Raw genomic sequence first — 12,952 nt, 5'->3', positions numbered from 1 at the left:
TGAGGTGACGGCGCCCACATGGCGGACGGCGCCGTCACCACTGTTTCTGCAGTGGCAGGATGGTACGTATGACTTATTCGGCCGCGGAAAACCGCTACGAAACCATGCCCTACCGCCGCGTCGGACGCAGCGGACTCAAACTCCCCGCCATCTCGTTGGGCCTCTGGCACAACTTCGGCGATGACAAACGATTCGACGAACAACGCGCCATCCTGCGCCGTGCGTTCGATCTCGGTGTCAACCACTTTGACCTCGCCAACAACTACGGTCCGCCGGATGGCTCGGCAGAGACAAACTTCGGCCGTCACCTCAAGGACGACTTCAAGCCGTACCGTGACGAACTGGTCATCTCCACCAAAGCCGGTTACTACATGTGGCCCGGCCCGTACGGCGAGTGGGGATCCCGCAAATACCTGATCTCCAGCCTGGACCAGTCGCTGGAGCGCATGGGCCTGGATTACGTGGACATCTTCTACAGCCACCGCCCCGATCCTGAAACTCCACTGGAAGAAACCATGGGCGCTTTGGACTATGCAGTCCGGTCCGGCAAGGCACTGTACGCGGGAATCTCTTCCTACACGCCGGAACAGACGATCGAAGCCGCCCGGATCCTCAAGGAACTCGGCACTCCTCTTCTCATCCACCAGCCCAGCTACTCCATGCTGAACCGGTGGACGGAGAACGGCTCACCCAACCTGTACGAGGCCTTGGACCAGGTGGGCGCCGGTTCCATCGCCTTCTCGCCGCTGGCGCAGGGCATGCTCACCAACCGGTACCTCAACGGTGTGCCGGCCGATTCGCGGGCCGCCAAAGAACGGTTCCTGTCCGAATCTGCACTCACTGAAGACAAACTCGACCGCGTGCGGGGCTTGAACGCCATAGCCGAAGGGCGTGGGCAGACCCTTGCCCAGATGGCCATCGCTTGGATCCTGCGTGATCAGCCCAAGGGTTCGCCGGTGACCTCAGCCCTGATTGGTGCTTCCAGCGTTGCCCAGCTTGAGGACACGCTCAGCGCGATCAACAACCTGGGGTTCACCAGCGAAGAGCTCACGGCCATTGACGAATTTGCTGTGGAATCGGACATCAACCTTTGGGCTCAGAAGTAGCCTTCAACAACTGACATAAACAGCGGAGGCCGGGAGGGAACAAAACCGGCTTCCGCTGTGTTGGTTACAATGCAAGTGTGCGCCGAATGGCGCCGTGCCACTCAGCCGTGCCCTGGACTCAGTCAGGGATGCGCCTGGCACCTGAGGTTAGTTCTCAAAAAGGAGTTCCGTGTCTTCACATCCGATTCGTGTTGCCATTGTCGGCGTAGGCAACTGCGCCGCATCGCTGGTCCAAGGTGTTCAGTACTATCGCGACGCTGACCCCAAGGCCACGATCCCGGGTCTGATGCACGTCGAGTTCGGCCAGTACCACGTCAACGACGTTCACTTCGTTGCTGCTTTCGATGTCGATAGCAAGAAGGTTGGGCTCGACCTCGCTGACGCCATCGGTGCCAGCGAAAACAACACCATCAAGATCGCCGACGTTCCCGCAACAGGCGTGACTGTCCAGCGCGGTCACACCCTCGATGGTCTGGGCAAGTACTACCGCGAGACGATCGTGGAGGCTCCGGAAGAAGCTGTAGACATCGTTGCCGCGCTCCGCGAAGCCAAAGCAGACGTTATGGTCTGCTACCTGCCCGTCGGTTCGGACCAGGCCGCCAAGTTCTACGCCCAGTGCGCCATCGACGCAGGCGTGGCCTTTGTCAACGCGTTGCCCGTTTTCATCGCCGGGACCAAGGAGTGGGCTGACAAGTTCACCGAAGCCGGCGTCCCGATTGTGGGCGACGACATCAAGAGCCAGATCGGTGCCACCATCACCCACCGTGTCATGGCCAAGCTGTTCGAAGACCGCGGCGTCACCCTGGACCGCACGTACCAGCTGAACGTTGGCGGCAACATGGACTTCAAGAACATGCTTGAGCGCGATCGCCTCGAGTCCAAGAAGATCTCCAAGACCCAGGCCGTCACCTCCAACGTTGAGGCTGAGCTGCACGCCGACGACGTCCACATCGGACCGTCCGACTACGTTGCCTGGCTCGATGACCGCAAGTGGGCCTTCGTCCGCCTTGAAGGCCGTAACTTCGGTGACGCCCCTGTTTCGCTCGAGTACAAGCTCGAAGTGTGGGACTCCCCGAACTCTGCCGGTGTGATCATTGACGCCATCCGCGCTGCGAAGATCGGCCTGGACCGCGGAATCGGCGGCCCGCTGCTCTCCGCATCCAGCTACTTCATGAAGTCGCCGCCGGAGCAGTTCAACGACGACATCGCCCGCGACAAGGTTGAAGCCTTCATCCGCGGCGACATCGAACGCTAAACACCCCGCCTTACCAAGCGCCAAACCGCGCGACGCCAAACGCCCTCGTCTTCCGATACGGGGGCGTTTGCCGTACCCAACGCTCTATCAGATCCTTGGCCTCTGAGCGCAACGCTCTATCCCTTTCCTCAAGGAAGTGAGAGACGGTTGGGGTGTAGGGCTTGGGATGTGAGAGAGGGTTAGAAGAGGCCGGTAGGGTTGCCGTCGGCATCCACGTCCATGCGCATGGCGGCCGGTTCCTTGGGAAGGCCGGGCATGGTCATCACCGCACCGGTCAGCGCAACGATGAATCCAGCACCGGTCTTGGGAATCAGATCGCGAACGTGCACGCGGAATCCTTTGGGCGCACCCAGTCGGGAAGCATCGTCGGTGAAGGAGTATTGTGTCTTGGCCATACACACGGGGAGCTCTGACCAGCCGTTCTTCTCGATCTCGGCGAGACGTTTGATTGCCGGCACAGAGAATTCCACACCGTCGGCCCCGTAGATCTCCTGCGCGATCGTCCGGATCTTGTCCTCAACACTGAGTTCCAGCGGGTAGAGGTGGTGGAAGTCGGTTGGCACATCCAGTGCGGCTGCCACCTTGGCGGCGAGCTCATCACCACCGTCGCCTCCGCCACCGCGCCCCCAAACATCGGCAACCGCCGCCTGAACGCCTTCCGCGGCGCACCAGGCAAGGAGCCACTGAAGTTCCTCCGGACTGTCCGTTCCGAATTTGTTGATGGACACAACGGGGGAAATACCGAACTTGGCCACGTTTCCCACGTGCCTTTTCAAATTCTCGACGCCGGCCGCCACGGCTTCGATGTTTGGCTCGCTGAGGTTCTCCTTGGCAACTCCGCCCTGCATTTTGAGGGCGCGGATGGTGGCTACTACTACGACGGCGGATGGCGCCACGTCGGCGATGCGCGCCTTGATGTCCATGTACTTCTCCGCACCAAGGTCCGCGCCGAAGCCTGCTTCGGTGACCACGACGTCGGCAAGCTGCATGGCGGTGCGGGTGGCGATCAACGAATTGCACCCGTGGGCGATGTTTGCGAAGGGGCCGCCGTGGACCAAAGCGGGCGTCCCTGCGATGGTTTGGACGAGGTTGGGCTTGATGGCATCCTTCAAGAGCATGGTGAGAGCGCCCTCCACACCGAGGTCCGACACCGTGACGGGTGCGCGGTCGTAGGTGTACCCGAAGGTGATGCGTCCCAGCCGGTCCCGAAGATCGTCAAGGTCTGAGGCGAGACAGAAGACCGCCATGATTTCCGAGGCCACGGTGATATCGAAGCCGTCTTGCCTGGGCACTCCCTGCATGGGGCCGCCGAGTCCGATGATCACTTCGCGCAAAGCGCGGTCGTTCATGTCCAGCACGCGTTTGAACGTCATGCGGCGTGGATCGATGCCGAGGTGGTTGCCCTGGAAAATGTGGTTGTCCACCAAGGCCATGAGGGCGTTGTTTGCCGAGGTGATGGCGTGGAAGTCGCCCGTGAAATGCAGGTTGATGTCGTCCATGGGCAACACCTGGGAGTAACCGCCGCCCGTGGCTCCACCTTTCATGCCCAGAATCGGACCGAGAGAGGGCTCACGCAGGGCGATCATCACGTTGTGGCCTGCGCGGGCCAGGGAATCAGCGAGTCCCACTGTGGTGGTCGACTTGCCTTCACCGGCAGGAGTGGGGGACATGGCGGAGACGAGCACTACCTTGCCGGGGGCCTTGCCCTGAGGCAGTACCAGTTTGGCCGTGTTGATCTTGGCCTTGTAAGGCCCGTACAGCTCAAGTGCATCCACGGGAATGCCGGCGCGTTCGGCCACCTCTTCAATGGAAAGCATGGTGGCGTGGTGGGCAATCTCAAGATCACTCATGACCTTGTTTTCAGACATCTTTGTCCTTCGGTTCTGCCCGCAGCGGGGATGCTGCTGCCGGGGGTTTACGCTGTGCGCGACAATCTATCAGCCCCGGTGCAGATACCGGCGGAGACTCAGCGCCGCGGGACCAAGAGTCCGCCCACAGCCTCACGGTAGCTTTCCAACGTGATGGCGGCGGTGCGTTGCCATCCGAAGGACTCGGCGTAGGTGGCAGCGAGCCGGCCCATGTCCTCGCGGGTCTGGACGTCGTCGTAAAGATCTTCGAGGGCGTCTGCCCAATCGGAAGGATCGTGTCCGTTTACCAGGATGCCCGTTCGCCCGTCGGAGATGGCGCGGGAGAGACCACCAACATTGGTGGCCACCACAGGTGTACCGCACGCCTGTGCTTCCAACGCCACCAAACCGAAGGACTCGCTGAAGGAGGGCATCACCACCACATCTGCTGACCGGAACCAGCTGGCCAGCTCCGGTGCCACAACAGGCGGCCGGTGAGTAACGACGTCGGAGAGTCCAGCGTCTTCAATGATGTGCTGGAGGTTGAAGTCCTTCGCCCCGCTCAGAGAGCCCAGTATGGTCATTTCCAAATCAATGTCCGGCCGGCGTTTTCGGAGTATGCCGGCCGCCTTGACGAATACCTGGGGACCTTTGAGCCGCTGGATCCTGCCGGCAAAGAGGATGTGGAAGCTGTCCGGCCTGACGCCCCGCAATGAACGCGATTTTCGCCGGAACGAGGGCGTGAACACCTTGAGGTCCACTCCCGGCGGGGCTACATCTATCCGGTCAGGATCCGCCCCGTAGTGTGAAACCAATTCCTCCGCTTCGGCAGGAGTATTGGCAACCAGCCTCGAAGCGCCGTCCACAATGCGTTGCTCTCCGTCTTCCCGGCGCCGCGGCTCAGGCCGTTCACCGGATTCCAGGACAAGATTTTTGACCTTGGCCATGGTGTGCATGGTGTGGATGAGGGGGACGCCCCAAAGTTCTGAGAGCTCGAGCCCTGCCACGCCTGAAACCCAGTAGTGGGAGTGGATGGCGTCGTAGCGGCCGTGGAGCTGTTGGTGGCGGATTTTGTCGATTTCCTCGACCATGTGGTGCAGAAGTGCCGGCAGTTCTTCCTTGGGCAGTTTGCGGCGTGGTCCTGCCATGACGTTGTGTACGCAGACGCCGGGGCCAGGGTGCTCGACGGCGGGCTGGCCGGCTTTGGTGGATCGCGTGAAGATTTCCACCTCCACCCCGGACTCCGCAAGTGCCATGGCCAAGGCGCGCACGTAAACGTTCATTCCGCCGGCATCTCCCGCGCCGGGCTGCTCCATGGGGGAGGTATGGAGGGACAGAAAGGCCACACGACGGATCAACGGCATCCGGGACCTCCTCACGATCACAGCAAATTCAACTTTGCGCTGCAGAAAACATTACTCCTGCCGTTGAGTCCTCAGCCGGGCAAGCTCCGCTATGTGGACAAGACTGCTAGCGTGGCCGCTGTGAGCCAAGAACAATCCTTTGACATCCGTAAAGCAACACCTGAGGACTGGCCCGGAATGTGGTCGATCCTGCAGCCGGTGATCCGCGAGGGCGAGACCTTCACATGGGATCGCGACACCACAGAAGAGGTGGCCAGGAGCAAATGGGTGAAGGAAGCTCCCGGCCAGACCTTCGTTGCTGTGCGCCAGGGCAGCGGCGAGATCCTGGGAACAGGGGAGTTCCACGCCAATCAAGCCGGTGGTGGAAGCCATGTTGCCAACGCCGGATACATGGTGGGGGCCAACAACTCGGGTCAAGGTATTGCCAGGGCCCTGTGCGCCTACTCACTGAGCGAAGCGAAAGCGGCAGGCTTCCGTTCCATGCAGTACAACGCCGTGGTGGAGAGCAACGTGCGTGCCGTGTGGTTGTGGCAGTCCATGGGTTTCAAGATTCTGGCTACGGTGCCTGAAGCCTTCAACCACCCCGAAATCGGCTACGTGGGCTTGCACGTGATGTACCGAAAACTTTAGGCCCACAGCTGGGTTAATTCAGGAAAAGCGGCCTCGTATCCGTCAAGCAGTTGCCGGCCCAGGGCGAGCGAACCTACCAGGGGATGTGCCGCAAAGGCTTCCACAGCTGCCTCGCGCTCGCCGGACACCACGGCGCGGATTGTCAGCCGCTCCACCTCCTTGATGTGCTGCATCAGGGTGAGGAACTGCCCGTCCGGCCGGTCCTGGGCCAGCGGCAACGCGCCGCCGGGCGTTACCTCGCAGGGAACCTCGACGACGGCGTCCCCAGGCAGTCCGGGCACCGCCGCCTCGGCAGCGGGCCCAGTGGCGGACACCGGCGAGTTGGGCACATTGAGGATCAACTGCGCCGTACCTCCGCCGGACAGCGCACGCATTACCGAAAGCGCTACACGTTCGTATCCGCCTCCTGCGAGATCGGACTCGTCCCGCTGTTCCCCGTGGGTCCTCGCTTCTGCCAGGTAACCTTCCTCCCGGGAGCGCCGGGCGTCATCCCACAGCCGGTATGGCTGTGAAGCATGGAGAAGCGACGGGTAAAGCAACTGTTGCTGGCCGTGGATGGACGCCCCGCGGGTTTGCTGCTGCTGTCCAATGGCCTGGGTGGCCTGCGACGTTTGGTAGTAGTAGTAAAGGTATTCGTTGGGCAGGCAGCCAAGGAGAAGGAGGGTGTGCTGCCCGAACAAGCGGCCCTCCTCCATGGTTTCAAGTGCACCGTGATCAGACAGCAGATCCGGTAAGAGGTCCCGTCCAGCGGGTGCCAGCCGGTAAAGCCAGCCGAGGTGGTTCAGCCCGAAGTAGCCCACGCCGTCGAGGTGCCCTTCAGCAAGGGGAGCCCCGGCAGCGCGGGCAGCACGCTGGACCAATCCTCCGGCGGAATCGCAGATGCCGATCACCCGGTTACCCAAAACCGGCACCAAAGCCTCGGTAACCATGCCGGCCGGATTGGTGAAGTTGATGAGCCACGCATCGGGGCAATACTCCCGCATGGCCTCAGCGAGTTCCAGCATCCGGGGGATGGAGCGCAGCGCATAGGAGATGCCGCCGGCGCCGGTGGTCTCCTGGCCCAGCAACCCCAACCTCAGGGGAATCTGTTCGTCCGCGATCCTCCCCGCGGTACCACCGGGTCTGATCGCCGCGAACACCATGTCCGTGCCGGTGAGTGCCTGCCCAAGATCCGTGGAAACAACGACGACGGGCCCGGAACCGCCCGTGGGCATGTCGCGAAGCACCGCCTCAATGGCAGCGAGCCGTAATTCATCCACGTCAAAGAGAACAAGCTCGTCCACCAAACCTGCGAAAGGTCCCTCACACAAAGCCCGGTACACGAGGGGAACCCGGAATCCGCCGCCACCGGCGATCATGAGCCGCATGCTCCGAGTCTATGCAGGCCCACAAGTCTATGCAGCCCACAACGGGCAGCGTAGTCTGCCGTGCATGGACGCTATGCCCCAGCGACGATTCGACCCCCTGGCTGCCGTGCGGTCTGACGGGGACCACCAGTGCGATCTCCTCCTGACCGGCACGGTTTTCCAAGACATCATCTTTACCGGACTTCCGCACGCACCCGAACCCGGCACGGAGGTGTGGAGCGAAGGAATGGGCAGCTGCCCCGGGGGCGTAGCCAACCAGGCCATTGCTGCCGCACGGCTTGGCTTGCGCACCAACCTCGCGGCAACCTTCGGAGACGACGGATACGGCGATTACAACTGGCAGATCCTGGAAAGCCAGGAACACGTTGACCTCTCGCTCTCGCAGCGGGTTTCGGGCTGGCACTCACCCGTGACGGTATCCATGTGCGTGAATCAGGACCGGTCCATGGTGACACACGGCCACCCCGCCCCGATCAGTTCCTCGGAATTGATCGGAAAACCACCCAAGGCACTCGCCGCCGTCGCAGATTTAGGCGAGGAACTGGAGCCGTGGATGCTGGCCGCGAAGGATGCCGGCACCAAGCTCTTTGGCGTGGTGGGCTGGGATCCTACGGGGAAGTGGTCCGAGCGTCGCCTGGACCAGCTGGCTAACTTCTACGCCTTCTTGCCTAATGCCCCTGAAGCGATGGCGTTCACCGGCAAAACCGACCCGTGGGCGGCCTTGTATTCGCTGGCTGACCGCGTCCCAGTGGCGGTGGTAACTCTCGGACCCCAAGGCGCGGTGGCAGTGGACTCAGAAACCGGGGAAGAGGAATGGGTGCCGTCCCTGCCCGTATCAGCCTCAGATCCCACCGGCGCCGGGGACTGTTTCGGGGCGGCCTTCATTGTGGGGTGCCTGGCAGGGTGGAGGCTGGGGGACCGGCTCCGGTTCGCGAACCTTTGCGCTTCCCTGGCGGTCCAGGAAGTGGGGGGCTCACTGGCTGCACCGGGATGGGGAGACATCGCGGATTGGTGGCAACGGGCGAACGCGCGGAAGGAGCGTCAGTCCAGTCAATGGCTGCGGCGCTTCGCCTTCCTGGAACCGATCGTGAAGGACATCCCGGCCGAAGCCCAACGACGAGCCCGGGCCACCATCGCGCATCTGTCTGACGCGCAGTAGCCATGGCCGGGCTCCGCAGTTAACCCGAGTTCACTGACAGCACTAGAATCTCTAGGGTGACTTACGAAGCAGCTGCAGAAATCGGGATCGGCGCGAAGACCTCCATAGCAAAGTCAGCGGTCCTGGAGCGCTCCGCCGTGATCGATCTGGACGCCGTGCGGCACAACGTTCGTCAGTTCGTGGGCATTGCCTCCCCGGCCGCTGTGATGGCTGTGGTGAAGGCGGACGCCTATGGGCACGGTGCCGTGCAGGTGGCGCGGGCAGCCCTCGACGCCGGAGCTGCCTGGCTGGGTGTCGCCCACATTTCCGAGGCGCTCGCCTTGCGCGCCGCCGGAGTCGAGGCCCCGCTCCTCGCCTGGTTGCACACCCGCGAAAGCAACTTCCAAGCGGCAGTCGCCGCCGGCATCGACGTCGGGATCTCCGGTTGGGAGCTCGAAGCGGTAGTCGCCGCAGCGCGGGAACAGGAGCGACCCGCGCGGGTGCATCTCAAAGTGGACACGGGACTGGGCCGGAATGGCTGCACCATTGCGGATTGGGACCAGCTGTTGGGACAGGCCATGGACTACCAGGATCAGGGCCTCCTGCGGGTTGTGGGTATCTTCTCGCACCTGGCCGTTGCAGACGAGCCGCAACGCCCGGAAACGGACCATCAACTGGCCGTCTTCCGCGAGGCAATCGCCATGGCCGAGGACGCCGGCGTTGACACCGAGGTCCGGCATATAGCCAACACGCCGGCGGCTTTGTCCCGACCCGACTCTCACTTCGACCTTGTCCGCGTAGGCCTCGGTGTGTACGGACTCTCGCCCTTCGAAGGGGCCACATCTGCCGAATTGGGCCTGCATCCCGCCATGACTGTCCGGACTCTCCTGTCCAACTGCAAAAAGGTACCCGAAGGCCAAGGCGTCTCTTACGGACTCAATTACCGGACCAGCGAGGAAAGCACGCTGGGCCTGGTGCCGCTGGGCTATGCGGACGGCGTCCCCAGGGTCGCCACCGGGGGTCCTGTACGGGTAAACGGCACGACGTATCCGGTTGTTGGCAGGATCGCCATGGATCAGATGGTCATCGACCTCGGACCTCTGTCCCCGGAGGAGGCGACAGGCCTCAAGGGTGCCGAGGCTGTCATGTTTGGTAATGGAGCAGACGGTGGCCCCACCGCCGATGATTGGGCGGCCGCAGCAGGAACCAACAACTACGAAATCGTGACGCGCATCAGCCCCCGGGTCCCTCGCAGCTACGTCAACGAAATGCCCGCCACGCCGGAGTCACCCGCTGCCCTCAACGACGCAGCTGAAACGGCAACGCTGTGAGCGAAGCCCAGTGGGAGCGCACGCTCACAGTCACGACGGCGGAACAGACACACGCGCTCGCAGCAGCTGTGGGCGGGGTGCTTGAGGCCGGGGATCTCCTGGTCCTGACAGGCGAGCTGGGTGCGGGCAAGACCACGTTCACCCAGGGACTTGGCGAAGGCCTGGGGGTGCGTGCAGGCATCATTTCGCCAACGTTTGTCCTGGTACGGATCCACCCTAATCTCCCGGATGGCCCCAGGCCCGGTGGTCCGGACCTGGTCCATGTTGATGCTTACCGGCTGGACTCGGCAGCGGAGATCGACGACATCGATCTTGAGAACACCATGGATACAGCGGTCACCGTGGTGGAGTGGGGCAGGGACCGGGTGGAGCATCTCTCGGACAGCCGTCTGGAGGTTGACCTGCACCGGTCCGTTGGGGGAGGAGCCGCTGCGCCCACCACGGACGGTGACGTTATGGACTTCGACACCGATGACGACGACGAGCCCCGCACCATTGTTTTCCGTGGATTCGGTCCCCGCTGGGCCGAAGCGCCGCAGGTCCTTGAAACTACTTCACCTGTGGAAGGTCTCTCATGCTGATCCTGGCCATTGATACGTCGGCGGTTGCCAGCGCGGCGCTGATTTCGGACGATGCCATGGAGTCCGTGGTGGAATCTTTCGCCACGGAGGATACGCGCAGCCACGCCGAAGTCCTTGCTCCCGGGATCGCAAAGCTTTTGGCCGGTGCCGGTGTCACCGGCGCTGACATTGACGCGATCGTCACGGGTGTGGGACCCGGCCCGTTCACCGGACTCCGTTCCGGCATTGCGACGGCCCGCACCCTCGCCTACGTATGGAACAAGCCGTTGTATGGGCTGATGAGCCTGGACGCCATTGCCTTGGAAGTTGCGGAGTCAACGGCCTCCACACCCGAGTTCCTTGTGGCTACCGATGCCCGACGCAAAGAGGTTTATTGGGCCCGGTATGTGCTGGCTGACGGACAGCTTCCGGAACTCGTGGACGGCCCTCATGTGGGTTTCGCCTCCGAGCTCCCGGACTTGCCGGTGTTTGGGGCGGGTGCAGGTTTGTACGCCGATGTCCTCACTGCGGACGTTGATTTCGCTCAGACCCAGCCGGACGCGGCCTCGCTGGGGCAGTTCGCTTTGGCAAAGCTCACGGCCGGTCAGACCTTGCTGGACTCTACACCGTTGTATCTGCGCGAATCCGATGCCCAGGTGCCTGGACCCAGGAAGCGTGCGCTGTGACCGAAAGGAAATTCTCACCCAAGCTGGAACTCGCCGGTGTTTCCCTGCGGGACATGACCGAGGCTGATATCCCGGCGGTGGAGACGTTGGAGCGCCGGTTGTTCCCCGTGGATGCCTGGCCGTTGCAGATGTTCTTCGACGAATTGGCCCAGCCCGAGACGCGGCGGTACGTGGTGGCGGAGGTTTCCGGGGAGATCGTGGCCTACGCCGGGTTGATGTGTATTGAGCCGATCGCGGACGTCCAGACGATCGCCGTCGTGCCTGAATTCGAGGGCAAGGGCATCGGTTCGGCTGTCCTGACTGAACTGATTGATGAAGCGCGTCGCCGCCGTGCGGCAGACGTCCTGCTGGAGGTCCGGGCGGACAACCCCCGGGCCCAGCAGCTGTACTTGCGGTTCGGCTTCGAGCAGATCCACGTGCGTCCCCGCTATTACCGGGACGGCACGGACGCCCTGATCATGCGTCTTGAACTGAACAAACCACAGTCCCACGAAGGAGCCACGGCGTGAGCGGGCAGTATCCGGAACAGTCAAAGCAGCAGCCGCTGGTGCTGGGCATCGAGTCTTCCTGCGATGAGACTGGCGTGGGGATCGTGCGGGGGACCACCCTCTTGACCAACACCGTGTCCTCGTCCATGGATGAGCATGTCCGCTTCGGCGGTGTCATCCCGGAGATCGCGTCGCGCGCGCACCTGGACGCTTTTGTGCCCACTTTGCAGGAGTCGCTGCATGAAGCCGGTGTCACCTTGGACGAGATTGATGCCATTGCCGTGACATCCGGTCCCGGCTTGGCAGGTGCGCTCATGGTAGGCGTCTGTGCTGCCAAGGCGCTGGCTGTGGCCACGGGAAAACCGCTGTACGCCATCAACCATCTGGTGGCGCATGTGGGCGTGGGACTCCTGAACGGACGTCAAGGAACTGAGGGAAAGAACGACGCCGGTGCTGCCGCCGGCTTGGGAGCCGGCAAGCTGCCGGAGAACCTCGGAGCCCTCCTGGTCTCGGGCGGGCATACGGAAATCCTGCGCATCCGCAGCATCACGGACGACGTCGAGCTTCTCGGTTCAACCATTGACGACGCGGCCGGCGAAGCCTACGACAAAGTGGCCCGCATCCTTGGCCTCGGGTATCCCGGTGGCCCGGCCATCGACAAATTGGCGCGTCAGGGTAACCCCAAGTCCATCCGCTTCCCTCGCGGCCTGACGCAGCCCAAGTACATGGGTACTGCGGAGGAAAAGGGCCCGCACCGCTATGACTGGTCTTTCAGCGGACTGAAGACGGCCGTGGCGCGGTGCGTTGAGCAATTCGAAGCCCGAGGCGAGGAAGTCCCCGTGGCGGACATCGCCGCAGCGTTCCAGGAAGCCGTGGTGGACGTCATCAGTTCCAAAGCAGTCCTGGCCTGCAAAGAGCATGGCATCACGGACGTCTTGCTTGGTGGGGGAGTAGCAGCGAACTCTCGGCTTCGGGAACTGACCGGGCAGCGGTGTACTTCCGCCGGAATCAAGCTCCATGTCCCGCCGCTGGACCTGTGCACGGATAACGGCGCCATGGTTGCGGCGCTCGGTGCCCAGCTGATCATGGCCGGCATCGGCCCCAGCGGAGTCTCCTTCGCGCCGGATTCCTCCATGCCGGTGACCACGGTGTCAGTGCCCGCCTGAGCTTCAGACTCAGG

At 62.8% G+C, this 12,952-nt stretch carries 12 protein-coding genes; 9 read left to right on the top strand and 3 right to left on the bottom strand.

Going from position 1 to position 12,952, the window contains the following annotated elements; all coding sequences use genetic code 11:
- Positions 1-68 precede the first annotated feature (68 nt).
- Entirely contained in the window at positions 69-1,106 is a 1,038-nt protein-coding gene (mgrA, locus tag LDN70_RS14665) for an L-glyceraldehyde 3-phosphate reductase (protein ID WP_223940627.1), read from the top strand.
- Positions 1,107-1,275: 169 nt separating this feature from the next.
- Positions 1,276-2,361: an inositol-3-phosphate synthase gene (locus LDN70_RS14660; protein WP_090817844.1), complete on the top strand. Its 1,086-nt coding sequence runs from the start codon at positions 1,276-1,278 to the stop codon at positions 2,359-2,361.
- Between the two features lie 179 nt (positions 2,362-2,540).
- On the opposite strand, the gene LDN70_RS14655 is transcribed toward LDN70_RS14660, so the two are convergent.
- Together LDN70_RS14655 and mshA are read right to left on the bottom strand one after the other, a co-directional pair.
- A complete protein-coding gene (locus LDN70_RS14655; RefSeq protein WP_223940626.1) occupies positions 2,541-4,229 on the bottom strand; it encodes a formate--tetrahydrofolate ligase in 1,689 nt (562 codons plus the stop codon).
- A gap of 98 nt (positions 4,230-4,327) precedes the next feature.
- A complete protein-coding gene (gene mshA, locus LDN70_RS14650) occupies positions 4,328-5,572 on the bottom strand; it encodes a D-inositol-3-phosphate glycosyltransferase (protein WP_142938400.1) in 1,245 nt (414 codons plus the stop codon).
- Between the two features lie 111 nt (positions 5,573-5,683).
- Here mshA and LDN70_RS14645 point away from each other — a divergent pair, with 111 nt between their 5' ends.
- A complete protein-coding gene (locus tag LDN70_RS14645; protein WP_142938401.1) occupies positions 5,684-6,202 on the top strand; it encodes a GNAT family N-acetyltransferase in 519 nt (172 codons plus the stop codon).
- Here LDN70_RS14645 and LDN70_RS14640 read toward each other — a convergent pair.
- Positions 6,199-7,569, bottom strand: a complete 1,371-nt coding sequence (locus tag LDN70_RS14640) for a 6-phospho-beta-glucosidase (protein ID WP_223940625.1) — start codon at positions 7,567-7,569, stop codon at positions 6,199-6,201. The two genes, LDN70_RS14645 and LDN70_RS14640, sit on opposite strands and share 4 nt — an antisense overlap.
- Between LDN70_RS14640 and LDN70_RS14635 the strand changes: the two genes are divergently transcribed.
- The 6 genes from LDN70_RS14635 to tsaD are packed head-to-tail and all read left to right on the top strand — an operon-like array spanning position 7,559 to position 12,938.
- Positions 7,559-8,728, top strand: coding sequence for a carbohydrate kinase family protein (locus LDN70_RS14635; protein ID WP_502773747.1), 1,170 nt, complete (start codon positions 7,559-7,561; stop codon positions 8,726-8,728). The genes LDN70_RS14640 and LDN70_RS14635 overlap by 11 nt on opposite strands.
- Positions 8,729-8,784: 56 nt before the next feature.
- On the top strand, positions 8,785-10,038 hold the full coding sequence (gene alr, locus LDN70_RS14630) for an alanine racemase (RefSeq protein WP_142938404.1): 1,254 nt from the start codon (positions 8,785-8,787) through the stop codon (positions 10,036-10,038).
- Positions 10,035-10,619, top strand: coding sequence for a tRNA (adenosine(37)-N6)-threonylcarbamoyltransferase complex ATPase subunit type 1 TsaE (tsaE, locus tag LDN70_RS14625; protein ID WP_223940623.1), 585 nt, complete (start codon positions 10,035-10,037; stop codon positions 10,617-10,619). Before alr ends, tsaE begins: the two co-directional genes overlap by 4 nt.
- Positions 10,613-11,284, top strand: coding sequence for a tRNA (adenosine(37)-N6)-threonylcarbamoyltransferase complex dimerization subunit type 1 TsaB (gene tsaB / locus LDN70_RS14620; RefSeq protein ID WP_223940622.1), 672 nt, complete (start codon positions 10,613-10,615; stop codon positions 11,282-11,284). The genes tsaE and tsaB overlap by 7 nt, the downstream gene beginning before the upstream one ends.
- 53 nt (positions 11,285-11,337) lie before the next feature.
- Positions 11,338-11,793 (top strand): ribosomal protein S18-alanine N-acetyltransferase, encoded by a 456-nt coding sequence (gene rimI / locus LDN70_RS14615; protein WP_166840869.1) that lies wholly within the window; start codon positions 11,338-11,340, stop codon positions 11,791-11,793.
- Positions 11,790-12,938: a tRNA (adenosine(37)-N6)-threonylcarbamoyltransferase complex transferase subunit TsaD gene (tsaD, locus tag LDN70_RS14610; protein WP_223940621.1), complete on the top strand. Its 1,149-nt coding sequence runs from the start codon at positions 11,790-11,792 to the stop codon at positions 12,936-12,938. The genes rimI and tsaD overlap by 4 nt, the downstream gene beginning before the upstream one ends.
- Positions 12,939-12,952 lie beyond the last annotated feature (14 nt).

Source organism: Arthrobacter sp. StoSoilB22, assembly GCF_019977315.1.
Taxonomy (GTDB): domain Bacteria; phylum Actinomycetota; class Actinomycetes; order Actinomycetales; family Micrococcaceae; genus Arthrobacter.
Note: the sequence above shows the minus strand (reverse complement) of the source record. Positions and strands in the feature narration are given on the sequence as shown.

Coding starts and splice junctions, on each gene's coding strand:
- mshA (WP_142938400.1), bottom strand. CDS start 5,572: ATGCCGTTGATCCGTCGTGTGGCCTTTCTGTCCCTCCATACCTCCCCC.
- tsaB (WP_223940622.1), top strand. CDS start 10,613: ATGCTGATCCTGGCCATTGATACGTCGGCGGTTGCCAGCGCGGCGCTG.
- LDN70_RS14640 (WP_223940625.1), bottom strand. CDS start 7,569: ATGCGGCTCATGATCGCCGGTGGCGGCGGATTCCGGGTTCCCCTCGTG.
- LDN70_RS14635 (WP_502773747.1), top strand. CDS start 7,559: ATGAGCCGCATGCTCCGAGTCTATGCAGGCCCACAAGTCTATGCAGCC.
- mgrA (WP_223940627.1), top strand. CDS start 69: ATGACTTATTCGGCCGCGGAAAACCGCTACGAAACCATGCCCTACCGC.
- rimI (WP_166840869.1), top strand. CDS start 11,338: ATGACCGAGGCTGATATCCCGGCGGTGGAGACGTTGGAGCGCCGGTTG.
- LDN70_RS14655 (WP_223940626.1), bottom strand. CDS start 4,229: ATGTCTGAAAACAAGGTCATGAGTGATCTTGAGATTGCCCACCACGCC.